The sequence below is a fragment of the Mangrovimonas spongiae genome (assembly GCF_003944795.1).
Taxonomy (GTDB): domain Bacteria; phylum Bacteroidota; class Bacteroidia; order Flavobacteriales; family Flavobacteriaceae; genus Mangrovimonas; species Mangrovimonas spongiae.
In genome coordinates, this window is sequence record NZ_RWBG01000003.1 from 261,080 (window position 1) to 287,705 (window position 26,626).

Here is a 26,626-nt window from a genome sequence, read left to right on the forward strand (position 1 = left end):
TAAACTAAGATAACAAAATAAGGTATAACTTTAAAAGAAAAGATAGCTTCACAAGGTATATTAATGATTACATTGCAAAAAATAAGTTATATTTTTATAATTATTTATTATTACAGTAATTATGCCATCTAAAACAACATTAAAAGACTTAGCAAATCTTGCGGGAGTATCTGTATCAACAGTTTCCAAGGCTTTAAACGATAGTCCTGAAATTGGAGCAAGAACAAGACAGCGTATAAAAGATATTGCAGAATCTTGTAATTATGTACCCAATAATATTGCTAGAAGTTTAAAATCTAGGTCAACAAAAACCATAGGAGTTATTATTCCAGCCATTTTAATAGAGTTTTTTAATAAAGTTCTCTACGGTATTGAACAAGAAGCTACAGAAAGAGGCTATAAAATAGTTATATGCCTTTCTAATGAATCTAGTCGAAAAGAAGCTGAAAGTATTAATACCTTTATAAATGGTAGTGTTGACGGTGTAATTTTATCGGTCGCTGAAGAAACCCAAAAAAGCAAAGTTTACGATCATTTTGAAAAAAGCGCAAAACATAATATGCCAATGGTTATGTTTGATCGTGTTTTAGATGATATAACTTGCGATAAAGTAACGGTAGATGATTTTGAAGGCGCTTTCAATGCCGTAAAATTTTTGTCGGATTTAGGAAGTAAGAATATCCTGTTTTTAAATCCTATTTCAAATACGAGTGTTGGGCAACATAGAGAAGATGGCTATGTGAAAGCTGTTTCTGGTTTAAACCAGGAGCCTAATATTGTTAACGTATCCCATTATACCGAAATAGAAAAAGCATTATCAACAGTATTTAATAATCAAAAAATTGATGCCATTTTAGCTGCAGATGAATACTCTGCTGCTTTAGCTCAAAATGCTGCCAGATTAAATAATCTTAAAATACCTCAAGACCTTTCTGTTATTGGGTTTACAAATGGTATGGTAGCAGAATACGCCAACCCCTCTTTAACTGTAGTCAGCCAACATGCCGAAAATATAGGCAAGATTGCTGCAGGTATTCTTTTAGATAGGATAGAGGGAAAGTTAAGAGCCGAACCAGTAAATAAGGTTGTTAAAACAAAAATAGTAGAAAGGAACTCTACAAAAAATATATAAAAAAAAGGCTCAGATTTTGAGCCTTTTTTATTGAAAGAATAACAATCTTATTATTCGTCTCCTGTAAGTTTGTCGCCAGCTTCGTTTACGGCATCTTCTACAGCATCACCTGCTTCTTTAGCACCTTCAACAGCTTTGTCTACAGCTTCGTCAGCTTCATCCATAGCGTCGTTAGCGGCATCTTTAGCGTCATCCATAGCACCTTCTACTGCATCCTCAGCATCTTGAGCAGCTTCTTCTACAGCGTCTCCAGCATCTTGTGCAGTTTCTTCAATAGCGTCTTGTGTTTCTTCAGCAGCGTTTTCAATAGCATCAGCAGCTTCTTCTTTTTTAGTGTCTCTACAAGAAGTAACAGTTAATCCTAAAGCCATTAATAAGGCAACGCTTAATAATAATTTTTTCATCAGTTTAAAGTTTTAGTGTTAAAAATTTAATAAAAACGAATTTAACAACTAATCATGTAACTATGCAAATATTATTTAACATATTTTAACAATTTTGGCGATTAGTTATGTTTTTCATGGTTTATTTACGTAAAAAGTCCATGATTTGGATGACAGCTCCAGTATTTTTTTCGATATAATTAAAATTATCATCACCTGTTTTTATGCGAAGTGGTGTGTTTTTAACGAGTTCTAGTAATATCTTTTCAAGATCTTGTTGTGTTTTTATAGAAAACATACTCCCTTGTTTTATCATATCAAATGCCTCAGGGAATTTTTCGTAGTGATTACCAATAATAATTGGTACTTTAAAAACAGCTGCTTCCAATGTGTTGTGTAATCCAGTATTACCAATAGCACCACCAACATAAGCTATATCGGCATAATTATAAACTTTTGATAGTAACCCTATGGTGTTTAATATAAAGACTTGAGCATCTTCAAGGTTGTTTGTGTCTTTTTCAGAAAATAAAACCACTTTTTTATTAATACTACTTTTTAGTTTTTCAATTTGAAGTGGTTTAATATTATGTGGTGCAATAATATACTTGATATTATTATTATGATTATTAATAAAATCGACGAGCAATTTTTCATCCTCTGGCCATGTACTACCCGCAACTAAACAAAGCTTATCTTGCTTAAAATTTTTGATGAAATCTAAGTCGTTGTCCATGTTTAGTTGACTAAAAACTCTATCGAAGCGTGTGTCGCCACTCACGGAGACGTTATGGTAACCAATGCTTTTTAAGATATTTTTTGAAATATCATCTTGGGTGAAAATATAATCGAAAGCAAAAAGTGCCTTTCGCATAAACTTAAACTGTGGTTTAAAGTAAAGCTGTCTTTCTCTAAAAAGCGCCGATATTAATATGGCTTTACTATTACGTACTTTTAATTCGGCTAAAAAATTAGGCCAAATATCATATTTTACAAATACAGTTAGTTCTGGTTTTACTAAGTTGATAAACTTTTTAGCATTAGCTGTTGTGTCCCAAGGTAAATAACAAACAACATCGGCAATGTTGGTGTTTTTTTTAATTTCATATCCAGAAGGTGAGAAAAAAGTAAGGACTATTTTATGTGTTTTGTAAGTGTCTCTAATCTCCTTAAAAACAGGATAGCCTTGTTCATACTCGCCTAAAGAAGCACAATGAAACCAAATAGTTTGCGGATTATTACTTAAATGTTTTTCAAGTAATTTAAATGTTTTGGTTCTTCCAATTACACCTAATTTTATTTTTTTGTTGAATACTCCAACAAGTTTTAAAACTGGATGAACCAAAAAAATGAGAATGTTGTAAAGAAAATGCAAGGTTTTTACTTTGTTGCTAAAATACGTTTCTTTAATAAAAAATCATTGGTTAACGTTGGTGAATTTTGTAATTTCGTGGGGTATGAAAAAAATTCAAATGGTTGACCTAAAGGGTCAATATTCCGGTATAAAAGATGTTGTTAATCCTGCTATTCAGGAAGTTATTGATACGGCAACATTTATTAATGGACCAAAGGTTCATGAGTTTCAAAAAAATCTAGAGAACTATTTAGGTGTTAAGCATGTTATACCATGTGCAAATGGTACCGATGCTTTACAAATAGCTATGATGGGACTTGGTTTAAAGCCAGGTGATGAGGTGATAACCGCCGATTTTACCTTCGCAGCAACGGTAGAAGTTATTGCTTTACTAGGATTAACCCCAGTTTTAGTTGATGTTGAGCCAGATACGTTTAATATTGATGTTGATGCTATTAAAAAGGCTATTACACCAAACACAAAAGCAATCGTGCCTGTTCATTTATTTGGACAATGTGCCAATATGGAGGCTATCATGGAGGTAGCAAAAGCGCATAACCTTTATGTGATTGAAGATAATGCACAAGCTATTGGTGCGACGTATACTTATGCTAATGGCGACAAGGCTAAAGCAGGAACAATAGGCGATGTGTCATCAACGTCATTTTTTCCATCAAAAAATTTAGGGTGTTATGGCGATGGTGGTGCGATTTTCACCAATAACGATGATTTAGCACACACCATACGCGGTATTGTAAATCATGGTATGTATAAAAGGTACCATCATGATGTTGTAGGCGTAAATTCTAGATTAGACTCTATTCAAGCAGCTGTATTAGATGCTAAATTAGTGCATTTAGATACTTACAACACTTCAAGAAGGCGAGCAGCTCATAAGTATAATGAACACTTTAAAGATGTTAGCGAGATTACAACACCTTACGAATGTGGTGCCGAAGATAATCATGTATATCATCAATACACATTAAAATTGTCAGGAGTAGATAGAGATGCTTTGGTACAATATTTAAACGATAATAATATTCCTTGTGGTGTTTATTATCCTATTCCGTTGCACAACCAAAAAGCGTATCAAGATTCTAGATATAACGAAGCCGATTTTACAGTAACCAATCAGTTAGTGAAAGAAGTCATTTCGTTACCTATGCATACCGAACTCGACGATGAACAAATCGCGTTTATAGCAAATCATATAAAGACCTTTATTAATGGCTAAAAAAATATTAGTAACAGGTGGATTAGGGTTTATTGGTTCGCATACTGTTGTTGAATTACAACATAAAGGATTTGATGTTGTTATTATAGATAACCTATCGAATTCCTCATTGTCTGTTTTAGATGGTATTGAAAACATTACTGGAAAATTACCTGAGTTTGAAAAGTTAGATTTAAGAGACAAACCTAAAGTTCAAGCATTTTTTAAAAAGCATAATAATATTGAAGGTATTATTCACTTTGCCGCAAGTAAAGCCGTAGGAGAAAGTGTCGATAAGCCATTGTTGTATTATGAAAACAACTTAACCACACTAGTTTATTTACTTCAAGAGTTTGGTATTATGGATTCGCCAAACTTTATTTTTAGTTCCTCTTGTACTGTTTATGGGCAAGCCAATGAGTTGCCAATAAAAGAAAGTGCACCAATAAAACCAGCAGAATCACCTTATGGTAATACAAAGCAAATAGGCGAGGAGATTATAAAGGATACGTGTAAAGCAAATTCTAATTTAAAAGCTATAGCACTACGTTATTTTAATCCTATTGGAGCACACAGTTCTGTTCATATAGGAGAATTACCTATTGGCGTTCCTCAAAATTTAGTGCCGTTTATAACGCAAACTGCAGCTGGAATTAGAGAACAGTTATCCGTTTTTGGGAATGATTATCCTACCGAAGATGGTACCTGTATTCGTGATTATATTCATGTGGTCGATTTAGCAAAAGCTCATGTAGTAGCCTTAGAGCGCTTGTTAAATAATGAAAATAAAGCGCACTATGAAGTCTTTAACTTAGGAACAGGAAAAGGAAGTTCTGTCTTGGAAGTGATTAATTCTTTTGAAAAAGTTTCAGGAGAAACTTTAAACTATAAAATAGCAGACAGACGAGAAGGTGATGTTATAGCCGCTTATGCCAATACAGAAAAAGCCAATAACGAACTTGGTTGGACAGCTAAATTATCATTAGATGAAGCTTTGCTTTCAGCATGGAATTGGCAGAAAAAAATTACAAAAGATTAGTTTTTTCTCAATTTTTAAGAAATTATAAATATCACATACAAGTTTATCATAAGGTTGTCGATTTGACAACCTTTTTTGTTTATTATTGTTAATATGAAAATAATATTCTGATTAACAATGATTTAACCTTCATTTTTTGTGTTTTACATAAAACCTTCGTTATTTTGTACTTAATGTTAACTGATATTATGAGATTGATTACTGTAAAAAGACAAACAAAAGAAGAAAAAAGACATACGCCAAGAATGGGTGAATTACTTACTAAAGTAACTTACATTAGAAAGTACTTTATAAGTATTCCATACAAAACAGTGCATAAATATAGAGAGACCTATTACGGTGAAATAAAAGATTGTGAAGATTGCGTTTTAGCAAGATAATAACATCATATAAAACTATAAAAAAAGCCTCTTTTTTAGAGGCTTTTTTTATGTCTAAAATTGGCGTAAAGTAATAAGCCAAGGCCAAGCATGACAGACATGTCTGCGACATTAAAAATTCCTGTTTTAAAAACGCCACCTAAATCTATATGAAGAAAATCGGTAACAGAGCCATAAGCAAACCTATCAAAAACATTGGCTATTCCACCACCAATTATACAGCAAAATCCAATTAAAGAATGTTTGTCTAGCGATTTGTTTTTTAAAATGTAATAGGTTACATAGCCTAAAACAACAGTTGGTAAAATTAATAAGAAAATAAGACGCAAGGTTGGGTTCATGTCGCTTCCCATACCTAGAAAAGCACCTCTATTTTCAACATTAGTTAAAATAAAATATTTACCAATAATATCGCTTTCTTGGTAAGGCGTTACATTAGCTCTTACAACAACTTTACTTATTTGATCAATGGCTATGTTAAAAACAATTAAAATAGCAATAAATACAGAACGAGATATTTTCATTAAGTATTAATTTATAAAGTTGCAGAAGCTGTTTCAGCAGAACGATTTATTTTCTTTACAAGACCTTGTAGTACTTTCCCTGGGCCAACTTCGGTAAATAATGTGGCACCATCGGTAATCATTTGCTGTACAGACTGTGTCCATTTTACAGGCGCAGTAAGTTGCGAAATCAAATTTGTTTTAATAGCTGCTTCATCAATTACCGCATTGGCTGTTACATTTTGATAAATGGGGCAATTAGGTTTACTAAATGTAGTATTTTCAATAGCTGCGGCTAGTTCTTCTCGGGCTGGTTCCATTAATGGTGAATGGAACGCACCACCAACAGGTAAAACTAAAGCACGACGAGCACCTTCTTCTTTTAAGGCTTCGCAAGCTTTGTTAATAGCGTCAACCTCTCCAGAAATAACTAATTGTCCAGGGCAGTTGTAGTTTGCGGCAACAACAATACCTTCTGTGGTAGCGCATACTTTTTCAACAATATCATCATCTAGCCCTAAAACAGCCGCCATAGTACTTGGTTTTAGTTCGCATGCTTTTTGCATAGCTTGAGCACGTTGTGAAACAAGTTTTAAACCGTCTTCAAAAGTTAAGGCACCATTAGCAACCAATGCTGAAAATTCTCCAAGTGAATGACCAGCAACCATATCTGGTTTAAAGTTATCGCCTAATGTTTTGGCTAATACTACCGAATGTAAAAAGATAGCTGGTTGTGTTACTTTGGTTTGTTTTAAGTCCTCGGCAGACCCTTCAAACATAATGTCGGTTATGGAGAAACCTAAAATATTATTAGCTTGTTCGAAAAGTTCTTGCGCTAATTGTGAGTTTTCGTAAAGGTCTAAGCCCATTCCAGAAAATTGGGCACCTTGACCAGGAAATATATATGCTTTCATTGTTTTTCAAAAATTTATTGTTGCAAAAATAGGAATAATAAGTTTTATCCACCAAAAGTGCTAATCTTGATGTTGCTGGTTAAGAATGACGTTTTTACGCATGCGTTGTTTTAAAATGTTTACATAGCGTAAAGCAATCTTGTCATTATAATCGGTGTAAGCTTTAGAAGCCCATTGTAAAGCACGCTCTAAATTACCATTAATTTCGTTAATAATAGCCATGTTGTAGCAAGCTCTACCAGCTATTTTAGGTTTAGGGTTATTTAGCTCTTTTTCCCATAATTGGGCAGCGCCGTCCCAATCTCCTGTTTGAGCTCTGCGTTTACCAATTTCGAAATTATTGGTGCCTTTTACATAGTAGTCTCTAGAAACACGAATTTTATATGGTAATGTTCTTAAGGCATAATCTTGCCCTAATAATGTGCTACTTTGTAACACTGCTTCTCTACGTCCTTTAAGTGCTTCAATAGCTTTAGTAGGATTAACTCCTTTTCCTGTTGATGTACTTGTTTGATTGACTATAATCTCATCTAAAATTTGTTTTGACTGATTGTCGTAAACTCTAAAACCAATTTTAATTAAGGTATTTATAGTTGCTTGGTGTTCTATAACAGGAACTTTAATGCCAAAGGCATTTACTTTTTGAACTGTATTTGTGGTGTAATTTATAGTGGCATCGGTGTCGTAAAAAGAAAGTGAAATAATAGCGTCGATATTGTTTTCTAAACAGATTTCTTCTATCACATTCCAAGGAATAGCACTTGGGAAAATACCAAGCCCAGGGTTTTCAACTTTATTGCTTTCTATAATGTTAATCGATTTAAATCTGTTGTTTCTAGAAAGTTGGTTTTTAATAGCTTCTATGGTATAATTCGCACCATCTTCGTCTAAATTTTTATCTTCTATGGAAAGAATTTTATCAATTTTATCGAGAATTTGATTCTCATCAGTAGCCAAACTTCTGTTGAGTATACCTATCTGGGAGATGTCTTTATCTATATATACAGGTGCAGGCTCTGTAACACTAAGTGTAAGGCGATTTGTTGTGGCACAACTAAACGTCATGACTGCTAAACCTAGACAAAAAACAGTTTTAGAAATGAATTTCATAGTTAGTGTTTTAAGTAGGTGATAAATGAAAAGTCGTGCTTATGTTTGTCGTCTTTGTTATGCTTAGTGCGACTTATTTCTTTCCAATGATTACCATTTATTTCGGGAAAGAATGTGTCGGCGTCTTCAAAAGTATCATGTACGCGTGTTAATTCTATTTTATCGGCTAAAGGCATAGCTTGTTTATAGATTTGGCCGCCACCAATAATAAACGGTTGTTCATCATTTTTGGCAGCATCTAAGGCGTCTTCTAAGTTGTTAACAACAATAATGCCTTCGGGGACATTGTAATCTTGTTGTCTGGTAATAACAATGTGCGTACGGTTTGGTAGTGGTTTTGGAAAGCTTTCAAATGTTTTTCTTCCCATGATGATATGATGACCAGATGTTAATTTTTTAAACCGTTTTAGGTCGTCACTTAAATGCCAAATTAAATCGTTATTCTTGCCAATAGCATTATCTTCACCAACTGCAACAATTATAGTAAGTTCTTTGGTTTTAGAACTTTTTTTTTGCTGTTCAATCTCTTTTTTGGCTTCAGCTTTAGCTTGGATGGTTTCCTCTTCTATAAAGTTTTGCTTTAGTTTTTCTATACGGTCTTGTTGTTTGGCTACCAGTTTGTCCAACTGTTGTTTTTCCCAATCCTTGCCCATGAATTTATTGGTAACAAAAACATTGAAAATGTGATAGATAAACAAGAACAACCAAAACAAAATGGCATACACAAACCAGTCAATGCCAAAAAATTGCACGTCTTTTCCTATGCCCAAAACCGTATTGGTCACAATTAAAAAAATAGCACCAATCAAGAAAATGACAAAGTGAGCATATAAGCGTTTTTTTTGTTTAACACGACGTTGCGCATTTTCAATGAGTTCTAATTGCTCTTTGTCAATTTGGGGTGTTTTCTTTTTTTTTCCGAACATAATCTTCTTATTAAACAGCCACAGCACCTTTAATGCGTGGATGCGGATTATAATCAACTAAGGTGAAATCTTCAAAAGTAAAGTCAAAAATATCCTTTACTTCTGGGTTTAATATCATTTTAGGCAGTGGTCTTGGCTCGCGACTTAATTGTAGTTGTACTTGCTCAAAATGGTTGCTATAAATATGAGCATCACCAAAGGTATGAATAAAATCACCAGCTTCATAACCACAAACTTGAGCCATCATCATGGTTAATAACGCATATGAGGCAATATTGAAAGGGACACCAAGAAATATATCGGCACTACGCTGATATAGCTGGCATGATAACTTACCGTTAGCTACATAAAATTGAAAAAATGCGTGACAAGGTGGAAGCGCAGCTTTGCCGTTAGCTACATTTTCTGCAAAGCTTTTAGAAGTGTCTGGTAGAACCGAAGGATTCCAGGCAGAAACCAGCATTCTTCTACTATTAGGATTATTTTTTAAGGTTTCAATGACATCTTTGATTTGATCAATCTCATCGCTATTCCAGTTACGCCACTGATGGCCGTAAACTGGTCCTAGGTTACCATTGTCATCGGCCCATTCGTTCCAGATTTTCACACCGTTTTTAGTTAAATAGTCAATATTAGTGTCTCCTTTTAAAAACCAAAGTAATTCATAAATAATAGACTTTAAATGCAATTTTTTTGTGGTAACCATAGGGAAACCATCATTTAAGTCAAATCGCATTTGATATCCAAAAACACTCTTTGTGCCAGTTCCTGTACGATCTCCCTTTTCATTGCCGTTTTCCAAAACGTGTTTAACCAAGTCTAAATATTGCTTCATGTCACTATCATTTTATGAAAAATAAAAATATAAAAAAGGGTTAAATCAAAGTGATTTAACCCTGTAATTCTATGAAAAGTTATTAACGAGTTTTACCCAATAATCATTCCTGCAATAGTAGCCGATACTAATGATGCTATGGTTCCACCTATTAAGGCTTTCATGCCGAACTTTGATAAGGTTTTACGTTGCCCAGGAGCCAAAGAACCTATACCACCAATTTGTATGCCAATGGACGCAAAGTTTGCAAAACCACAAAGCATATACGTGGCCATAATTACAGATTTTTCGTAAGTTAAATGCGTAGCTTTGGTGACATCTTTTAAATCACGAAGTTGAATGTATCCTATAAACTCGCTAGCAGCTAGTTTAATGCCTAACAGTTGTCCCATCATCATCATATCTTCCTTGGCAACACCAATAAGCCACATAAGCGGTGCGAAAATGTAGCCTAAAATAAGCTCAAGAGATAGACTACTGTAATTAGTGTTGTTTGATACCCAAGTATTAATCGTTGAGACGTCTCCTATCCAGCCTAAAATACCATTAAACATGGCTATAAAAGCGACAAAAACTAATAACATAGCACCAACATTAACGGCAAGTCTTAAGCCTTCGGTAGTACCGTTGGCAATGGCATCTAAAAAGTTTGCGCCTATTTTTTCTTGCGAAACGGAAACATCGGTGTTAACATCTTCGGTTTGTGGATATAATATTTTAGAGATAACTATAGCACCAGGTGCTGCCATAACCGATGCTGCTAAAAGGTGTTTGGCGTAAAATAAACGTAACACTTCGTCATCACCTCCTAAAAATCCTATGTATGCTGCAAGTACAGCACCAGCGACGGTTGCCATACCACCAATCATGACTAAAAGGATTTCAGATTTATTCATTTTTTCTAAATAAGCCTTTATTAAAAGTGGTGCTTCGGTTTGTCCTAAAAATATATTTCCGGCTACGCTTAAACTTTCAGCCCCAGAAATTTTTAGAGCTTTAGAAAGTAACCAGGCCATGCCTTTTACTACTTTTTGAATAATACCTAAATAAAATAATACTGAAGTTAAAGCCGAAAAGAATATAATGGTTGGCAATACTTGAAAGGCAAAAATAAACCCGAAAGTATCCATGTCTACCACAAGTCCTTCAAATAAAAACTTGCTTCCTGCTTTAGTAAACTCTAAAACTTGTACGAATAAGCCTCCAACAAATTCGAACATCGCTTTTATAAAATCTACTTTTAAAACGCCTATGGCAATTAAAAGTTGAAAAGCTAAACCAATACCAACAATTTTCCAGTTAATGGCTTTTCGATTGCTACTAAAAAGAAAGGCGATAAAAATAAGTGATAGCATTCCTAGTGCACCTCGTAAAAAACTATTTAGTGTAAAACCTTGGCTAGGGATAATGCTGTTCTCTTTGGTGTTTATTTTTGAAACGACATTGGGTTGTGTGCTTGTTGTAAAAGCGTACTTAATATTATTTTCAGCAAAGACTAATGTAGAATCGGTGAGTTCGTTTATTTTGTAACGTCTAATGGTGTCGTTTGGTTGGCTGTAATAAAACACCAATAAATTATTTTGATGTATAAAATCGCCAGAAGCATTTAGTGTGTCTTTAGCTAATAACGAATAAGAAAACGTGTTTTCGTTAAGGTTTAAAACATCGGTTGTGTCTATGCTAAAAAGGTTTTTACCTGAGCTATCTGTAATGGATTCGAATTGCCATTTTTTTTCTAATTCTTGTGCCTGAAGAGTAGTACTTAGTCCAAAAAAAATAGCGAATAGCGCTAGTAAAAACTGTTTCATTGGTTTGTTATCGTTTAGAGATTTCATCACGGATTTTAGCTGCTTTTTCGTAGTCTTCTTTCGCAACGGCATCATCCAATAGGTTATGAAGTTCTTGTAAGGTTTTGTCTTTGTAGTTGTCGCCTGACGATTGTGCTTCAGACTCAAGTTCTTCGGCAACCAAATCATCCATTAAAATACTGTCTTCGGTTTCTTCGTCTTCTTTTTTAGGGCTTACTTTTAGGTATATTCCTGCTTTGTCTAAGATGTTTTTATACGTAAAAATAGGTGCTTCAAAACGTAGAGCTAATGCAATAGCATCGCTAGTTCTAGCGTCTATGATTTCTTCAATTTTATCGCGTTCGCAAATTAAACTAGAATAGAAAACGCCATCAACCAACTTATGAATAATGACTTGTTTTACAACAATATCAAACCTATCGGCAAAACTTTTAAATAAGTCGTGGGTAAGTGGTCTTGGCGGTCTAATTTCTTTTTCCAAAGCTATGGCAATAGATTGTGCTTCGAAAGCGCCAATGACTATAGGGAGTTTCCGGTCGCCATCTACTTCGTTTAAAATAAGAGCATAAGCGCCATTTTGGGTTTGGCTATAGGAAATTCCTTTTATGTTAAGACGAACTAAACTCATAGAAATATAAAACACAAAGAACTGTTTAAATTAAGACTTTACCAACTGCTAGACACAAATTTTCTATAAAACGATATAGGCAGTAATCTGTAAAGTGCAATTCAAACAGTCCTTTAATAAATACAATTTATGAAAAAAATATTTATTGCTGAGCTTTGAATGTCTTTAATTCTTCGATAAGCTTTGGAACCACTTCAAAAGCATCGCCAACAATACCGTAATCAGCAGCTTTAAAGAAAGGTGCTTCTGGATCTGTATTGATAACCACTTTTACCTTGGAAGCGTTAATTCCAGCTAAATGCTGAATAGCTCCGGAAATTCCTACGGCAATGTATAAGTTTGATGCAACTGGTTTTCCTGTTTGCCCAACGTGCTCGCTGTGTGGTCTCCATCCTAAATCACTTACTGGTTTTGAACATGCTGTGGCAGCACCTAGTACATCTGCTAAGTCTTCAATCATTCCCCAGTTTTCAGGGCCTTTAAGTCCACGTCCACCCGACACTACAATTTCTGCATCGGCAATGGTTACTTTACCAGTTACTTTGTCAACAGATTCTACATTTACCGTAGATTCTGGTAAAGAAGGTGAAAATGCTTCTTCAGTGGCGCTTGCTGAATTTTCAACAACACCAAAAGCATTTTTAGATAAACCAACCAATTTCACATCGGTATCGATAGTTGTATTGGCGAAGGCTTTGTTTGTGAATACATTACGTTTCACCGTAAATGGCGATGTGTTTGAAGGCGCTTCAACAACATTGGAAGCATATCCTGCATTAAGATTCACGGCCAAAACAGGTGCCATATATTTACTATCGGCACTAGAGCTAACCACAACAACTTTAGCGCCTTCTTTTTCGGCAGCTTGTTGCATAACGCTAGCATAAGACTTAGCGTTAAAGGCGTCTAGATTGGAATCGTTTACTTTTAATACTTTGTCTACACCGTAGTTGCCTAAAACCGAGGTGTCGTCGGCATTAACTGTAACTGCGGTAACTGTTGTTCCCATTTTATCGGCAATAGCTTTTGCATACGACGCTGCTTCTAATGCTATTTTTTTGAATGTTCCTTTATCTGATTCTGTATATACTAAAACTGACATAATTTCTTTTTGGATTTGAATTTATATTACTTTAGCCTCGTTATGAAGTAAATTCACTAACTCACCTACATTGTCTGCATCTACTAATTTTACATCACCTTTTGGTGCAGGTTTTTCGAATGATGCCGAAGTTGTTTCAGCCGAAGCGTTTGTTGGCTCAACGACATTCAATGGTTTTTTTCTAGCCATCATAATACCACGCATATTAGGAATACGAAGGTCACTTTCTTCAACTAAACCTTTTTGCCCTCCAATCACTAGAGGTAATGACGTAGAAACAGACTCTTTTCCACCATCAATTTCACGAACGGCCTTTGCAGAAGTTCCATCAACTTCAAGACTAATACAGTTATTTACAAAATTGGCATCTAATAAAGTAGCTAACATTCCTGGAACCATCCCACCGTTATAATCGATAGACTCACGACCAGCAATCACTAAATCGTAACCGCCATCTTGTACCACTTTTGCTAATTCTTTGGCAACTTGCATACCATCTTTAGCTTCAGTATTTACACGTGTTGCAGTATCTGCACCAATAGCTAAGGCTTTTCTTAGGGTTGGCTCGGTTTCTGCACCACCAACATTAACAACATCTACACTAGCACCTTGTTTTTCCTTAAACCACATGGCACGCGTAAGACCAAATTCGTCGTTAGGATTAATTACAAATTGCACACCGTTAGTGTCAAATTTTGTATCACCATCGGTAAAGTTAATTTTTGAAGTCGTATCAGGCACGTGGCTAATACATACTAATATTTTCATATCGATTTTATGATTTTTGAGTGTTACTTTTTTTGAGACCACGAAGTTAGGTATTTTAATTGGATTATTTGTTATGCATGCATAATAAATTTAGGTTTTTAAATAAAAAAAATAGATATTACAATCAATTAGTGAAAATAGAACAGGCTTTTTTAAGAATATTATAATTGTAAATACCTTTTTAAAAGTATTGCTAAGCCTAATGTTAGGAGAAAAAAACAAAACCTTTTTTAGGCGGTGTTTTTTATGAATAATTCCTATTTTTGCTTTCCTGTTTAAAAGAATAAATATAAATGAAGACAATTCAATTTAGAGAAGCTATAGCTGAAGCCATGAGCGAGGAAATGCGTCGTGATGAAAGCATTTACCTAATGGGTGAGGAAGTAGCAGAATATAATGGAGCATACAAAGCCTCTAAAGGTATGTTGGATGAGTTTGGTGCAAAACGTGTTATTGATACACCAATTGCCGAGCTAGGTTTTGCAGGAATAGGAGTTGGTTCTGCTATGAATGGCAATAGACCTATTATAGAGTTTATGACGTTTAATTTCTCTTTAGTAGGAATTGATCAAATTATAAATAACGCAGCAAAAATACGCCAAATGTCGGGCGGGCAATTTAACTGTCCAATCGTATTTCGTGGCCCAACAGCATCTGCTGGACAACTTGCAGCAACACACTCTCAAGCTTTTGAAAGCTGGTATGCCAATTGCCCAGGATTAAAAGTTGTTGTGCCATCAAACCCACATGATGCAAAAGGATTATTAAAATCGGCTATTCGTGATGATGACCCTGTTATTTTTATGGAAAGTGAGCAAATGTATGGCGATAAAGGAGAGGTGCCAGAAGGCGAATATTTAATTCCATTAGGCGTTGCAGATATTAAACGTAAAGGGGATGATGTTACGATTGTATCTTTTGGGAAAATCATAAAAGAAGCCTACAAAGCGGCAGACGAATTGGAGAAAGAAGGCATTTCTTGTGAGATTATTGATTTACGAACCGTAAGACCAATGGATCATGAAGCGATTTTAAACTCAGTAAAGAAAACAAATCGATTAGTGATTTTAGAAGAAGCTTGGCCTTTTGGAAACATTGCAACAGAGATTACTTATCAAGTACAATCTAAAGCATTTGATTATTTAGATGCGCCAATTGAAAAAATAAATACAGCCGATACCCCAGCACCATATTCGCCCGTTTTATTAGAAGAGTGGTTGCCTAACAGTAACGATGTAATTAAGGCTGTGAAGAAGGTATTATATAAATAATTTTTACAATTTTTACATATAAAAAACTTCATCGGCATAACTGTTGATGAAGTTTTTTTGTTAAGAATGAAATTTAATCTACTTATAACATATTTGATGTTGTGTTCTTGTGCAATTTTTGCGCAAACCAAAGTTGGTGGCTATGTCTATGACGATTTAGGCGAGCCAGCTGCTTATGCTAATGTGTTTTTTAAAAATTCTTCAGAAGGAACGATTACCGATGAAAACGGAAGATTTTACCTAGAGTCCGATAACACATGGAAAATACTTATGGTAACTTACGTAGGTTTTGAAAACATAGAATATCCTTTGGAAAAACGTGTTAATTACGATTTAAAATTCACCTTAAAAGAAGAAGCCGATGCGTTACAGGAAGTGGTTATTGTTACAGGGAAACAATCTAAAGACGAAGATGAAAATCCAGCAATTGCTATTCTGAAAAAAATATGGCAGCGAAAACGAAAAAATGGTTTAAATAAGTTTAAACAGTATAAGTACGATAAGTACGAGAAAGTTGAATTCGATTTAAACAATGTAGATAGCGCCTTAATGGAAAGCCGCATTTTTAAAGGTATGGAGTTTATTTTTAACGAGGTAGATACATCTCGCGTTACAGGAAAAACATATCTCCCTATTTTTATTAACGAGTCGGTAAGCGAAGTTTATGGCGATAACAACTTAAATAAAGAAAAAGAAAAACTTAAAGGCAATAAAAACTCAGGCTTTGAAAACAACCAATTTGTAGTTGATTTTATAGAAGACCTTTATTCCGATTATAGTGTTTACGATAACTACTTGAAATTCTTCGATAAAAGCTTTGTTAGCCCTATTTCTAGAACAGGAATTAATACCTACAACTATGTGTTATCTGATAGTACATTTATTGATAATAAATGGTGCTACAACATTATATATTACCCTAGACGAAAAAACGAATTAACCTTTAAAGGTGATTTTTGGGTGGCCGACACGACGTACGCCATTAAAGAGATTAATATGCACGCCTCTAAAAGTGCAAACATCAACTGGGTAAAAGATATTTATATTGAACAGGAGTTTGAAGTGTTAAATGATAGTGTTTTCCTAATAAAACGCGATTATTTTATGTCCGATTTTTCATTTCAGAAAAAAGAATCTTCTCGTGGTGTGTATGGAAAGCGTACAACCTTATACGATAATTACGAGTTCGATAAAGAAAAGGCAGAAAGCTTTTATAATAAAGACGTGTTTAACCCTAACGATGAAGCCTACTCTCGCGATGAAACATTCTGGAATGAAAATCGAATGGAGGAATTAAATACAGATGAAAAAGGTGTTTATAAAATGTTAGATACCTTAAAAACCGTAAAAAAATTCAAAAGGCTATATAACTTAGGAACCGTTTTAGTGTCTGGGTATGTCGAGTTTGATGAGCTTAATTTCGATTATGGCCCTATTTTTTCAACTGTAGGCTATAATGATGTTGAAGGTTTACGACTTAGAACAGGAGGAAGAACCTACTTTGGAACTAACGATATGTGGCGAGTTGAAGGTTTTACAGCCTATGGATTTAAAGACGAAAAATTCAAGTATGGTATAACAGGGAAATGGTTAATCAACAAGAAGAATAGGTTAATTGTATCTGCAGGCTATCGGCAAGATGTCGAACAAATAGGCGCTAGTCTTACCACATCAACCGATATTTTAGGAAGAAGCCTTATTTCATCCTCTATTATAGGAACAGGTATAAATGATAAGCTAACAACTATATCAGTAACAGGAGGCGCATTAGAATTAGAACCAGCAAAAAATCTTATTTTTAGAGTCACAGGAAGTTATAGAACGCTCGAATCGGCTTCGCCGACATTCAGTTTAGATTATTTTGATGAAACAGGAGCAATCAGATCGCATATAAAACAATTTGAAACCAGCTTATCACTATCCTACTTTCCAAACAGAAGAATGTCTGGTTATGGTGTAGAACGATTAATTTCAAACGACTATTATACTAGCTTATTTGCGCAAGTGACTCGAGGCGATAAAGGTGTATTTGGAAGTGATTTCGATTACACCAAAGTGCAATTTTCATTTATACAACCTTGGCGAATAGGAGGGTTTGGTGTATTAAACTCTACAGTAGAGGCAGGAAAAATATTTGGCGATGTGCCTTTAGGGCTTTTAAGCGTGGTGCCAGGAAACCAGTCATACTTCTCAATTTATAATACATTCTCACAAATGGATTATTATGAATTTGTGACAGATACTTATACAACATTACATTTACAGCATAACTTTAACGGACGTCTTTTTTCGCGAATTCCCTTATTAAGAAAGTTAAACTTACGTGAGATAGTTAGTGTAAGAGGTGTTTGGGGCGATATTTCAAACAATAATATTGCTTTAAGTCAACCAGCGTTATCTACGCTAAACTACAACACATTAACAGCAGGCGATATTGCACCAAAAGACAAAATATACTGGGAATATAGTTTTGGTGTAGGCAATATCTTTAAGGTGTTTAGATTAGACTTTAATTTTAGAGGAAATTATCTTGAACGTCCCAATGCGAGAAAGTTTGGTATTACAGGAAGCTTTGGGTTTAATTTTTAATAAAAACACAACCCGTATTTATTGCCTAAATAGAGAGTAAGCCGTATATTTGCAGCCTTTAAAATTTAATTATGAGTAACGTAGAGAAAAAAACGTTTGATGTTTTAATAGAAATCCCAAAAGGAAGTAGAAATAAATATGAGTACGATTTTGAATTGAAAAAAATCCGTTTCGATCGTATGTTATTCTCTTCTATGATGTACCCTGGAGATTATGGATTTATTCCAGAAACATTAGCATTAGATGGCGATCCATTAGATGTTTTAATTATGGGGCATCAGCCAACATTTCCAGTATGTGTAATGGAAGTAAAACCTATAGGAGTGTTTCATATGGCCGATGAAAAAGGACCAGATGAAAAATTAATTTGCGTGCCTGTATCTGACCCTATTTGGAATAGGTATAAAGACTTAAGCGAATTAAACCCACATAGAATTAAAGAAATTGAACACTTTTTTAAAGTTTATAAAGACTTAGAAAAGAAAAAAGTTGACGTTGGTGGTTGGGGAAATGCAGAAGAAGCTATGGAGATTTACAATAAATGTGTAGAGCGCTATAATAATAGCGAGCATAAAGAAAAAGGAAGTTTTACAATATAGTCCTTAAAATATTACGATTTTTATAAAAACCTCTTAATTTTATTAAGAGGTTTTTTGTTTTCATTGTTTTTCCTACATTTACCTTCACTTAACTAATAAACCAATTTTTTAAATATTTAATATGGAATCAAATATGATTTTTGTGCCTATGGCGTTAGCCATAGTTGGCCTATTGTTTATGTTCGTGAAAATGTCTTGGGTGAAAAAACAAGCGCCAGGAGATGAAAGAATGCAAAGTATATCTAAATCAATTAAAGATGGCGCATTAGCCTTTCTCGGAGCAGAATATAGATTACTCTTAGTATTTGTTGTAATTGCAGCTATAGCTTTAGGTGTTATTTCAATGTTAGTAGATACCACACATTGGATTATAATAGTAGCCTTTGTAATTGGGGCGTTTTTCTCAGCTCTAGCAGGTAATGTCGGTATGAGAATCGCTACCGAAGCCAATGCAAGAACTGCCGAAGCTGCCAAAACAAGCCTGCCAAATGCTCTAAAAGTGTCTTTTGGAGGCGGAACTGTTATGGGGCTTGGCGTGGCAGGATTAGCCGTTTTAGGATTAAGCTTATTGTTTTTCATTTTTGTCAAAATGTTTGTTACAGGTGAAGCATCCTTCTATTCTGAAATGACAATTGCTTTAGAAGCTTTAGCAGGGTTTTCACTTGGTGCAGAATCTATTGCATTATTCGCTAGAGTAGGAGGTGGAATTTATACTAAAGCTGCCGATGTAGGCGCCGATTTAGTTGGAAAAGTAGAAGCGGGAATTCCTGAAGACGATCCACGTAACCCTGCAACTATTGCCGATAATGTTGGAGATAATGTAGGTGATGTTGCTGGTATGGGAGCCGATTTGTTTGGATCTTATGTGGCTACTGTATTAGCAGCCATGGTTCTGGGTAATTACGTTATTAAAGATATGTCTGTAAACGGACCGTTTACAGATAGTTTCAATAATATGGGACCTATTTTGTTACCATTAGTTATTGCAGGAGTTGGTGTTCTAGCCTCTATTATAGGAACATTTTTAGTGAAAATTTCTAACAACGATGCCAAAGAGTCTCAAGTACAAAAAGCTTTAGATACAGGAAACTGGGTAGCTATTGTTTTAACTCTTGGAGCTAGTTTTGGACTGATTAAATATATGCTTCCAGAAACCATGAGTATGAAGTTTTTTGGAGAAGGCTATGTTGAGGTATCTTCAATGAATGTATTCTGGTCGGCATGTATAGGATTGGCCGTTGGAGCTTTAATATCAGTCGTTACTGCACACTATACGAGTTTAGGTAAAAAGCCAGTTTTAGATATTGTAAAAAATAGTTCAACGGGTGCTGCAACCAATATTATTGCCGGTTTAGCTGTAGGAATGAAATCAACATTTTTATCGGTTATTCTTTTTGCAGCAGCAATTTATGGGTCTTATACATTAGCTGGTTTTTATGGTGTGGCTTTAGCAGCATCGGCTATGATGGCCACAACGGCTATGCAATTAGCGATTGATGCTTTTGGACCCATAGCAGATAATGCTGGTGGTGTTGCCGAAATGAGTGAATTAGAATCGCATGTTCGCGAACGTACAGATATTTTAGATTCCGTTGGAAATACGACAGCAGCAGTTGGTAAAGGATTTGCTATTGCCTCTGCAGCATTAACAGCCTTAGCGCTGTTTGCAGCTTATGTAACATTTACAGGTATTGATGGGATTAATATTTTTAAAGCCGATGTTTTAGCCATGCTATTTGTTGGTGGTATGATTCCTGTAATTTTTTCAGCTTTAGCCATGCAATCAGTAGGTAAAGCTGCCATGGAAATGGTAAAAGAGGTGCGAAGACAGTTTAAAGAAATTCCAGGAATTATGGAAGGAACAGGAACGCCAGAATATGCTAAATGTGTCGATATTTCTACAAAGGCTGCTTTAAGAGAGATGATTGTTCCTGGTTTAATTACTATTATTACCCCAATCTTAATCGGATTAATATTTGGTGCCGAACCATTGGGAGGTTATATGGCTGGTGTTTGTGTATCGGGTGTTATGTGGGCTATTTTCCAAAATAATGCTGGAGGTGCTTGGGACAACGCTAAAAAATCTTTTGAAGCAGGTGTAGAGATTGATGGAAAAATGGAATACAAAGGATCGGATGCGCACAAAGCAGCAGTTACAGGCGATACAGTAGGAGACCCGTTTAAAGATACTTCAGGGCCGTCCATGAACATTCTTATAAAATTAACCTGTTTAGTTGGTTTGGTTATCGCGCCTATATTGGGAGGCCATTCAACAGAAGAAGGTGTGGCTGAATTAACAACCGAAGAGGTTGTTGAGTTGAAAAACGATGAAATTAAAAAGGTTTTTGTTGATCTAAAAGTGATTAATGATAATGTGGCAAAAGCTGTTGTTGAGACAACAACTGTTTCTAATGATGGTACCCCTATTATTACTGAACTTGTAATTAGTGGGACTAAAGCCGAAGTGTTAAAGAAAATAGATTCTTTAAAAAATGAAGCGACCAGTTTTAAGCAAGTAGGTGATGTTGAGCCAAAAGATAACTAATTAGAATTAACTAAAAAAGCCTCGCAAGTGCGAGGCTTTTTTAGTTTATAGTAATAGATGAGGTTAAAATAAACCGTTTATTTCGGCATCTATTTTATTTATAATATTTCCTAAATCTTCAGGTTTGGAAACAAAGTCTAAATCATCAACATCAACAATAAGTAATTTGCCTTTTTCATAACCATGAATCCAAGCTTCGTAGCGTTCATTTAATCTGCTTAAATAATCAATACTTATAGAATTTTCGTAATCTCTACCTCGTTTATGAATTTGTTTAACCAGGTTAGGAATGGAACTTCTTAAATAAATTAATAAATCGGGCCCTTGTACAAGTTCTTCCATTAAATCAAACAAAGAACGGTAATTTTCAAAGTCTCTATTCGTCATTAAGCCCATAGCGTGCAAATTGGGAGCAAAAATGTGGGCGTCTTCGTAAATGGTTCTATCCTGAATAATATCTTTACCACTTTCTCTAATTTGAAGTACTTGTCTAAACCGAGAATTTAAAAAGTACACTTGCAAATTAAAACTCCAACGTTCCATTTGGTTGTAAAAATCGTCTAAATAGGGGTTATCTACAACGTCTTCTAGTTGAGGTTCCCAAGCATAGTGTTTAGCTAAAAGTTTGGTTAGCGTTGTTTTACCTGCGCCAATATTTCCTGCTACAGCAAAGTGCATATGTTAAAGTTTTAGGTGGAGTTTATTTAAGGTTTTTCCTGTGTAAATATACAAGGTTTCGTGGTTTACGAAAAACTGTTTTATTAACAAATTAGGGGTGTCTATTTTTCTGTAATTAGAATGATCTTCATCATAGAGGTAAACTTTATTTTGTTTAGCCAAATACAGTTTTTCGTTAAATTGAGAAATAGTTTCAAAACCGTTATTTTCGATTTTATAAATTAAACTACCAAAATAATTGTATTTGTAAATGTGCTTAGTGGTTAGTAGCCAACAAAAATTAAAATCACTTGTTATCGAGATTGGTTGTTCCTCTATAGGAAGGCTTTTAGCTTTTATAGTGTTCTTTTTATAATCATAAAGCTCAAGTGTTTGTGTATTTATGTTAAATAACCAAACAGAATTATCGTTGCCAGTACTAACACATGAAACATTTTTGTAAGGTTGAATAGTGTTAAAGTCAACTTTAAAAATTTCTGCTAATCTATTGTCAAGAACAATAAGGGTATTAAAATCTTCGTAAAAGAGATTGATTTTTAAAGGGTTAAAAATGTTTACAGTTGATGGTTTTCCTAGTTGATAATTGCTATAATTAAAATGATTATGTTCAGTAAGTTTGTAGAATATATTTTCTTTTATATAGTAAGTTGTGCCAAAATCATCTAGGTTTACCCAGCTTGTATTTGTTTGAATATCAATAGTGTCTACTGGTTTTGTAGTGATGTTTTCTTGAGAAAACATATAAGTTGACAAAAAGAGACTTAAGATAATAAACTTCTGCATGTTTAATTTTCTTTTGTTCAAAGATAGAATAAACTAGATAATTCATATTTTAGTTCCTTAAATACAAAAAAATAAATAGACTAGTCCTAACTTTAGTCTAAAAACTATTAGAAAAACCCTACTTATAATGAAAAAAGCAAGCCCTACTATTGTTTTATTTACTGTCCTTTTGGCGCTATTCTCAAATGCTATTTCTGCTCAAAATATTCACGGACAAGCTATTTATCAATATAAAACTACTATTGATTTAGGTAATTTAGGAAAACGAGAATTAAGTGAGCAACAAAAAAAGATAATTGCTAGTCGCATGAAACATAAGTTAGAAAAAACTTATGTATTAAATTTTAATGAATCAGAATCTGTTTATAGCGAAGAAGAGTCCAGACAAGGAGGAGGGTTTCAACTAATGACTAGTGGTTCTTCTTACAAAACAATGTATAAAAGCACTAAAGAGAAAAAAGTCCTTATTAAACAAGATTTTTTTGGAGAGGCTTTTTTAATAGATGGTTCCTTAGCAGAATTAGAATGGAAGAAAGCTGAAGAAACCAAGCAAATAGGCGAATATACTTGTAATAAAGCAACAGCTTTGACTAATGTTACACAAGCAGATGGAACCTCTATATCTATGCAAGTTACAGCATGGTACGCAAAAGAAATAGCGGTAAATCAAGGACCCGCAGAGTACTGGGGATTACCAGGTTTAATTTTAGAGATTAATACAGATAAAATATCTATTCAGTGTTCTAAAATAATTCTCAATCCTTCAGAAGAAACCGAAATTATAAAGCCATCAAAAGGAAAAAAAGTTACTGCAAGTGAGTATAGCGACATTGTAAAAAAGAAGTTGATGGAAATGCAGTAAACTTATAGTATAGTGCTAAAAAAGCCTCCAAATTGGAGGCTTTTTTTATAGGTTAAATGCTTGTTTTATGGTGTCGACATAATCAAGTTTTTCCCAGGTAAAAAGTTCAACATCTAAGTTGATGCTTTCTCCGTTGGGTTGTGTGAAGGTTTTTTTAACCGTTTCATTTTTTCTTCCCATATGGCCATAAGCTGCTGTTTCGCTGTACATAGGTTGTCTTAAGTTTAACCTTTCCTCAATAGCTGCCGGACGCATATCAAAAATTTCAGAAACTTTTTGAGCTATCTCGCCGTCTGTTAAGTTTACTTTATTAGTTCCGTAAGTATCAACAAAAATACCCATAGGCTCCACAACACCAATGGCATAACTAACTTGTACTAAAATTTCATCGCAAAGGCCGGCTGCAACAAGGTTTTTAGCAATATGTCTTGTGGCATAGGCTGCGCTTCTATCTACTTTACTAGGATCTTTTCCAGAAAAAGCACCGCCGCCATGAGCGCCTTTTCCACCATAAGTGTCTACAATAATCTTGCGTCCTGTTAAGCCTGTGTCTCCATGAGGCCCACCAATAACAAACTTTCCAGTTGGGTTAATATGATATTTAATATCGTCGTTAAATAACGCTTGTATGTGTTTTGGAAGTTTAGCTATAACCCGTGGGATTAAAATGGTTTTAATGTCTTCACGAATTTTACTTAGCATAGCATCGTCGTTGTTAAAATCATCATGCTGAGTAGAAACAACAATGGCATCTATACGTTGTGGTATGTTGTCATTGCTGTATTCAATTGTGACCTGTGCTTTCGAGTCAGGGCGTAAGTAAGTAATCTCTTTATTCTCTCTTCGTAAAGCGGCTAATTCTTTTAAAATAGTATGCGATAAATCTAATGCTAATGGCATGTAGTTATCAGTTTCTTTGGTAGCATAACCAAACATCATACCTTGATCTCCTGCACCTTGCTCTTCTTTGTTGTTACGATCAACACCACGGTTTATATCGTCTGATTGTTCATGAATAGCCGAGAGTACACCGCAAGAGTTCCCGTCAAACATATATTCGCCTTTAGTATAACCTATTTTATTTATAACGTCTCTAGCTATTTGCTGAACGTCTAAATAAGTGTTCGATTTTACTTCACCAGCTAAAATAACTTGACCAGTGGTAACTAGAGTTTCGCAGGCTACTTTAGAATCTTTATCAAAAGCAAGAAAGTTGTCGATTAGGGCGTCGCTTATTTGATCTGCTATTTTATCTGGGTGTCCTTCAGAAACACTTTCAGATGTGAATAAATATGGCATCTTAAAGTTTTTTTATGTTTTTAACTGAATTGCAAAAGGAAACTAAAGGAGTAAAGGTTACTGCTTTAGCATTTTTTTTATGAGGTTGCAATCAGTTCAAATCTTTCCTCAAAAAATTATCGAAGCAAAAGTACAAATAATTATGTTTCTGAAAAATGAACACGTTGTATTTTAATAAAAAAAGAAAACCCTGAAGGTTACTTCAGGGCTTTCAATCAACATAAAAAAACTAATCAAGGGCATGATTAATCATGAATTTCTCTTTGTCGTTTTCCAGGATACGCTATCGTGCCGTGTTCTGAAAGGTCTAATCCTTGTATTTCTTCTTCTTTAGATACTCGAAGTCCCATCGTTTTTTTAAGAATATAAAAGAAAATAAATGCAATAATTGACGCCCATAAGGCATATGATAACACTCCTATAGCCTGGGAACTAAGTTGGGCGATGCTTCCGCTGTTAAATAACCCAATAGCTTTATCGCCATCTACTCCCCAAAGTCCTATAACGAGTGTTCCCCATGCACCAGCAACGCCATGAACTGAGACAGCCCCAACAGCATCATCAATTTTAAGTTTACTTTCTATAAATTCCATAGAAAACACCACAAGAATACCGCCAATTAGGCCAGCTAATACAGCGCCGCCTTCAGTCATATTGCCACATCCTGCTGTAATACTTACTAGCCCAGCTAAAGCACCATTAAGGGTCATGTCTAGATTGGGTTTTCCATCTTTAAGCCATGTTGTAAAAAGAGCTCCTAATGCTCCAGCACTAGCCGATAAGTTGGTAACCAAAATAACCATTGATGCGCTAACAGCATCATTACCACCCCAAGCAAGTTGTGAGCCGCCATTAAAGCCAAACCACCCTAGCCAAAGTATAAAAACACCTAATGTAGCTAAAAGCTTGTTGTGTCCAGGAATTATAACAGGCTTGCCGTTAATGTATTTTCCCATTCGCGGACCAACAATACAGGCGCCTACCAAAGCAGCCCATCCACCAACAGAGTGAACAATAGAAGATCCTGCAAAATCAATAAAAGGTGTGTCAAGATTGGCTAACCAGCCATTGCTGTTCCACTGCCAACCGCCAGCTATGGGGTAAATAAGAGCTGTCATAACTAAGGAAAATACAATATAAGTGGAGTATTTAGTTCTGCCAGCAATAGCACCAGAAACTATAGTCGCTGCTGTAGCACAAAAAACTGTTTGAAAAAATAAATCAGCAGGGCCTTGATTAAACATAAAACCGTCCCAACCTATCCAACCATTAGAAGAGCCATACATTAGTGAATATCCTATTAACCAATAAACAAGAGAGCCTACGGCAATATCTAATATGTTTTTCATAGCAATGTTAACAACATTTTTTGATCGCGTCATGCCAGATTCTACTAAAGTGAAACCAGACTGCATGAAAAATACAAGAATACCAGAAATAAGAATCCAGAGCATTCCCATGTCGCCTTTTGTTGCTAAAATATCTTGATTTATTAATAATGATGAAAAGATAGTAGGGTACATTTTATTAATTAAAATTGCTGATTAGTATGCTTTTTTAGTTGCTTAATTTTTAAAACTAGAAATTGATTGTTTTTAGTAAATCTATATAAAAACATTTTTGAGTGTATATTTAATAGGGGTGTTTTTTTAATTTTTATTGTTTTTTAATTTTTAACCCCTAAAAAATGAGGGTTGTTTAATATAATTGATTTTTTTTATTGATGTTTAAAGTCTCTTTCTTACACAAGATGTTTTAATAGATAGCTAAGAAGTGACTTTCCTCTTTTTTTATAAAACAGAATCTAAAGTGAAGAGTGTCAAAAAATAATCTCACTGAACATCATATATGATTTTGCTTAATATGCTGTTATTTAGGTGTTTAAAAGAATGCAAGTAAGGT

At 34.6% G+C, this 26,626-nt stretch carries 24 protein-coding genes; 9 read left to right on the forward strand and 15 right to left on the reverse strand.

Annotated elements, in window-relative coordinates; all coding sequences use genetic code 11:
• Nucleotides 1-121 precede the first annotated feature (121 nt).
• A complete protein-coding gene (locus EJA19_RS08260) occupies nt 122-1,132 on the forward strand; it encodes a LacI family DNA-binding transcriptional regulator (protein ID WP_125467889.1) in 1,011 nt (336 codons plus the stop codon).
• 50 nt (nt 1,133-1,182) lie between these two features.
• Here EJA19_RS08260 and EJA19_RS08265 read toward each other — a convergent pair whose 3' ends face one another.
• Nucleotides 1,183-1,536, reverse strand: coding sequence for a hypothetical protein (locus EJA19_RS08265; protein WP_125467890.1), 354 nt, complete (start codon nt 1,534-1,536; stop codon nt 1,183-1,185).
• Nucleotides 1,537-1,657: 121 nt separating this feature from the next.
• Nucleotides 1,658-2,890, reverse strand: coding sequence for a 3-deoxy-D-manno-octulosonic acid transferase (locus tag EJA19_RS08270; RefSeq protein WP_125467891.1), 1,233 nt, complete (start codon nt 2,888-2,890; stop codon nt 1,658-1,660).
• An 82-nt stretch (nt 2,891-2,972) separates the two neighbouring features.
• On the opposite strand from EJA19_RS08270, the gene EJA19_RS08275 reads away from it, so the two are divergent.
• From EJA19_RS08275 to EJA19_RS08285, 3 genes are all read left to right on the forward strand, one after another.
• Entirely contained in the window at nt 2,973-4,106 is a 1,134-nt protein-coding gene (locus EJA19_RS08275; RefSeq protein ID WP_125467892.1) for a DegT/DnrJ/EryC1/StrS family aminotransferase, read from the forward strand.
• Nucleotides 4,099-5,124 carry a UDP-glucose 4-epimerase GalE gene (gene galE, locus EJA19_RS08280; RefSeq protein WP_125467893.1) on the forward strand — a complete coding sequence of 342 codons (1,026 nt, stop codon included), beginning with the start codon at nt 4,099-4,101 and terminating at the stop codon, nt 5,122-5,124. Before EJA19_RS08275 ends, galE begins: the two co-directional genes overlap by 8 nt.
• A 188-nt stretch (nt 5,125-5,312) precedes the next feature.
• On the forward strand, nt 5,313-5,504 hold the full coding sequence (locus tag EJA19_RS08285; protein ID WP_125467894.1) for a hypothetical protein: 192 nt from the start codon (nt 5,313-5,315) through the stop codon (nt 5,502-5,504).
• 35 nt (nt 5,505-5,539) lie between these two features.
• On the opposite strand, the gene lspA is transcribed toward EJA19_RS08285, so the two are convergent.
• From lspA to EJA19_RS08330, 9 genes are all read right to left on the reverse strand, one after another.
• Nucleotides 5,540-6,028 (reverse strand): signal peptidase II, encoded by a 489-nt coding sequence (gene lspA, locus EJA19_RS08290; RefSeq protein WP_125467895.1) that lies wholly within the window; start codon nt 6,026-6,028, stop codon nt 5,540-5,542.
• A gap of 11 nt (nt 6,029-6,039) precedes the next feature.
• A complete protein-coding gene (gene fabD, locus EJA19_RS08295; protein WP_125467896.1) occupies nt 6,040-6,921 on the reverse strand; it encodes an ACP S-malonyltransferase in 882 nt (293 codons plus the stop codon).
• Between the two features lie 60 nt (nt 6,922-6,981).
• On the reverse strand, nt 6,982-8,031 hold the full coding sequence (locus EJA19_RS08300) for a DUF6340 family protein (RefSeq protein ID WP_125467897.1): 1,050 nt from the start codon (nt 8,029-8,031) through the stop codon (nt 6,982-6,984).
• 2 nt (nt 8,032-8,033) lie between these two features.
• The gene (locus tag EJA19_RS08305) at nt 8,034-8,957 is read right to left on the reverse strand and encodes a dihydrofolate reductase (protein ID WP_125467898.1); all 924 of its coding nucleotides are present in this window, start codon (nt 8,955-8,957) and stop codon (nt 8,034-8,036) included.
• Between the two features lie 10 nt (nt 8,958-8,967).
• Nucleotides 8,968-9,792: a thymidylate synthase gene (locus tag EJA19_RS08310; RefSeq protein ID WP_125467899.1), complete on the reverse strand. Its 825-nt coding sequence runs from the start codon at nt 9,790-9,792 to the stop codon at nt 8,968-8,970.
• A 92-nt stretch (nt 9,793-9,884) separates the two neighbouring features.
• The gene (locus tag EJA19_RS08315; RefSeq protein WP_125467900.1) at nt 9,885-11,600 is read right to left on the reverse strand and encodes a nucleoside transporter C-terminal domain-containing protein; all 1,716 of its coding nucleotides are present in this window, start codon (nt 11,598-11,600) and stop codon (nt 9,885-9,887) included.
• Nucleotides 11,601-11,607: 7 nt separating this feature from the next.
• Complete coding sequence (locus EJA19_RS08320; protein WP_125467901.1) at nt 11,608-12,228, reverse strand: bifunctional nuclease family protein; 621 nt, start codon at nt 12,226-12,228, stop codon at nt 11,608-11,610.
• 142 nt (nt 12,229-12,370) lie between these two features.
• Nucleotides 12,371-13,330: an electron transfer flavoprotein subunit alpha/FixB family protein gene (locus EJA19_RS08325; protein WP_125467902.1), complete on the reverse strand. Its 960-nt coding sequence runs from the start codon at nt 13,328-13,330 to the stop codon at nt 12,371-12,373.
• Between the two features lie 21 nt (nt 13,331-13,351).
• Entirely contained in the window at nt 13,352-14,098 is a 747-nt protein-coding gene (locus EJA19_RS08330) for an electron transfer flavoprotein subunit beta/FixA family protein (protein ID WP_125467903.1), read from the reverse strand.
• Between the two features lie 293 nt (nt 14,099-14,391).
• Here EJA19_RS08330 and EJA19_RS08335 point away from each other — a divergent pair, with 293 nt between their 5' ends.
• The 4 genes from EJA19_RS08335 (at nt 14,392) to EJA19_RS08350 (ending at nt 21,102) form a co-directional block, all read left to right on the forward strand.
• A complete protein-coding gene (locus EJA19_RS08335) occupies nt 14,392-15,369 on the forward strand; it encodes a pyruvate dehydrogenase complex E1 component subunit beta (RefSeq protein WP_125467904.1) in 978 nt (325 codons plus the stop codon).
• 66 nt (nt 15,370-15,435) lie between these two features.
• Nucleotides 15,436-17,958, forward strand: coding sequence for a DUF5686 and carboxypeptidase-like regulatory domain-containing protein (locus tag EJA19_RS08340; protein ID WP_125467905.1), 2,523 nt, complete (start codon nt 15,436-15,438; stop codon nt 17,956-17,958).
• Nucleotides 17,959-18,029: 71 nt separating this feature from the next.
• The gene (locus EJA19_RS08345; RefSeq protein WP_125467906.1) at nt 18,030-18,557 is read left to right on the forward strand and encodes an inorganic diphosphatase; all 528 of its coding nucleotides are present in this window, start codon (nt 18,030-18,032) and stop codon (nt 18,555-18,557) included.
• A 121-nt stretch (nt 18,558-18,678) separates the two neighbouring features.
• Nucleotides 18,679-21,102 carry a sodium-translocating pyrophosphatase gene (locus EJA19_RS08350; RefSeq protein ID WP_125467907.1) on the forward strand — a complete coding sequence of 808 codons (2,424 nt, stop codon included), beginning with the start codon at nt 18,679-18,681 and terminating at the stop codon, nt 21,100-21,102.
• Between the two features lie 63 nt (nt 21,103-21,165).
• Here the strand turns inward: EJA19_RS08350 and EJA19_RS08355 are convergent, their stop codons facing one another.
• Both EJA19_RS08355 and EJA19_RS08360 read right to left on the reverse strand, forming a co-directional pair.
• Complete coding sequence (locus tag EJA19_RS08355; RefSeq protein WP_125467908.1) at nt 21,166-21,780, reverse strand: deoxynucleoside kinase; 615 nt, start codon at nt 21,778-21,780, stop codon at nt 21,166-21,168.
• 3 nt (nt 21,781-21,783) lie between these two features.
• Entirely contained in the window at nt 21,784-22,563 is a 780-nt protein-coding gene (locus EJA19_RS08360) for a hypothetical protein (protein ID WP_125467909.1), read from the reverse strand.
• 127 nt (nt 22,564-22,690) lie between these two features.
• Between EJA19_RS08360 and EJA19_RS08365 the strand changes: the two genes are divergently transcribed.
• Nucleotides 22,691-23,425 carry a GLPGLI family protein gene (locus EJA19_RS08365; protein WP_125467910.1) on the forward strand — a complete coding sequence of 245 codons (735 nt, stop codon included), beginning with the start codon at nt 22,691-22,693 and terminating at the stop codon, nt 23,423-23,425.
• 45 nt (nt 23,426-23,470) lie between these two features.
• Here EJA19_RS08365 and metK read toward each other — a convergent pair whose 3' ends face one another.
• Together metK and EJA19_RS08375 are read right to left on the reverse strand one after the other, a co-directional pair.
• Nucleotides 23,471-24,724 (reverse strand): methionine adenosyltransferase, encoded by a 1,254-nt coding sequence (metK, locus tag EJA19_RS08370; RefSeq protein ID WP_125467911.1) that lies wholly within the window; start codon nt 24,722-24,724, stop codon nt 23,471-23,473.
• Between the two features lie 245 nt (nt 24,725-24,969).
• The gene (locus tag EJA19_RS08375; protein WP_125467912.1) at nt 24,970-26,247 is read right to left on the reverse strand and encodes an ammonium transporter; all 1,278 of its coding nucleotides are present in this window, start codon (nt 26,245-26,247) and stop codon (nt 24,970-24,972) included.
• Between the last annotated feature and the right edge of the window lie 379 nt (nt 26,248-26,626).

What these genes read in the sequence shown, in the direction of transcription:
- EJA19_RS08335 (WP_125467904.1), top strand. Translation starts at nt 14,392, where the DNA reads ATGAAGACAATTCAATTTAGAGAAGCTATAGCTGAAGCCATGAGCGAG.
- fabD (WP_125467896.1), bottom strand. Translation starts at nt 6,921, where the DNA reads ATGAAAGCATATATATTTCCTGGTCAAGGTGCCCAATTTTCTGGAATG.
- metK (WP_125467911.1), bottom strand. Translation starts at nt 24,724, where the DNA reads ATGCCATATTTATTCACATCTGAAAGTGTTTCTGAAGGACACCCAGAT.
- EJA19_RS08275 (WP_125467892.1), top strand. Translation starts at nt 2,973, where the DNA reads ATGAAAAAAATTCAAATGGTTGACCTAAAGGGTCAATATTCCGGTATA.
- EJA19_RS08340 (WP_125467905.1), top strand. Translation starts at nt 15,436, where the DNA reads ATGAAATTTAATCTACTTATAACATATTTGATGTTGTGTTCTTGTGCA.
- EJA19_RS08305 (WP_125467898.1), bottom strand. Translation starts at nt 8,957, where the DNA reads ATGTTCGGAAAAAAAAAGAAAACACCCCAAATTGACAAAGAGCAATTA.
- EJA19_RS08350 (WP_125467907.1), top strand. Translation starts at nt 18,679, where the DNA reads ATGGAATCAAATATGATTTTTGTGCCTATGGCGTTAGCCATAGTTGGC.
- EJA19_RS08365 (WP_125467910.1), top strand. Translation starts at nt 22,691, where the DNA reads ATGAAAAAAGCAAGCCCTACTATTGTTTTATTTACTGTCCTTTTGGCG.
- EJA19_RS08320 (WP_125467901.1), bottom strand. Translation starts at nt 12,228, where the DNA reads ATGAGTTTAGTTCGTCTTAACATAAAAGGAATTTCCTATAGCCAAACC.
- galE (WP_125467893.1), top strand. Translation starts at nt 4,099, where the DNA reads ATGGCTAAAAAAATATTAGTAACAGGTGGATTAGGGTTTATTGGTTCG.
- EJA19_RS08310 (WP_125467899.1), bottom strand. Translation starts at nt 9,792, where the DNA reads ATGAAGCAATATTTAGACTTGGTTAAACACGTTTTGGAAAACGGCAAT.
- EJA19_RS08300 (WP_125467897.1), bottom strand. Translation starts at nt 8,031, where the DNA reads ATGAAATTCATTTCTAAAACTGTTTTTTGTCTAGGTTTAGCAGTCATG.
- EJA19_RS08265 (WP_125467890.1), bottom strand. Translation starts at nt 1,536, where the DNA reads ATGAAAAAATTATTATTAAGCGTTGCCTTATTAATGGCTTTAGGATTA.
- EJA19_RS08260 (WP_125467889.1), top strand. Translation starts at nt 122, where the DNA reads ATGCCATCTAAAACAACATTAAAAGACTTAGCAAATCTTGCGGGAGTA.
- EJA19_RS08315 (WP_125467900.1), bottom strand. Translation starts at nt 11,600, where the DNA reads ATGAAACAGTTTTTACTAGCGCTATTCGCTATTTTTTTTGGACTAAGT.
- lspA (WP_125467895.1), bottom strand. Translation starts at nt 6,028, where the DNA reads ATGAAAATATCTCGTTCTGTATTTATTGCTATTTTAATTGTTTTTAAC.
- EJA19_RS08375 (WP_125467912.1), bottom strand. Translation starts at nt 26,247, where the DNA reads ATGTACCCTACTATCTTTTCATCATTATTAATAAATCAAGATATTTTA.
- EJA19_RS08325 (WP_125467902.1), bottom strand. Translation starts at nt 13,330, where the DNA reads ATGTCAGTTTTAGTATATACAGAATCAGATAAAGGAACATTCAAAAAA.
- EJA19_RS08355 (WP_125467908.1), bottom strand. Translation starts at nt 21,780, where the DNA reads ATGCACTTTGCTGTAGCAGGAAATATTGGCGCAGGTAAAACAACGCTA.
- EJA19_RS08345 (WP_125467906.1), top strand. Translation starts at nt 18,030, where the DNA reads ATGAGTAACGTAGAGAAAAAAACGTTTGATGTTTTAATAGAAATCCCA.
- EJA19_RS08330 (WP_125467903.1), bottom strand. Translation starts at nt 14,098, where the DNA reads ATGAAAATATTAGTATGTATTAGCCACGTGCCTGATACGACTTCAAAA.
- EJA19_RS08285 (WP_125467894.1), top strand. Translation starts at nt 5,313, where the DNA reads ATGAGATTGATTACTGTAAAAAGACAAACAAAAGAAGAAAAAAGACAT.
- EJA19_RS08360 (WP_125467909.1), bottom strand. Translation starts at nt 22,563, where the DNA reads ATGCAGAAGTTTATTATCTTAAGTCTCTTTTTGTCAACTTATATGTTT.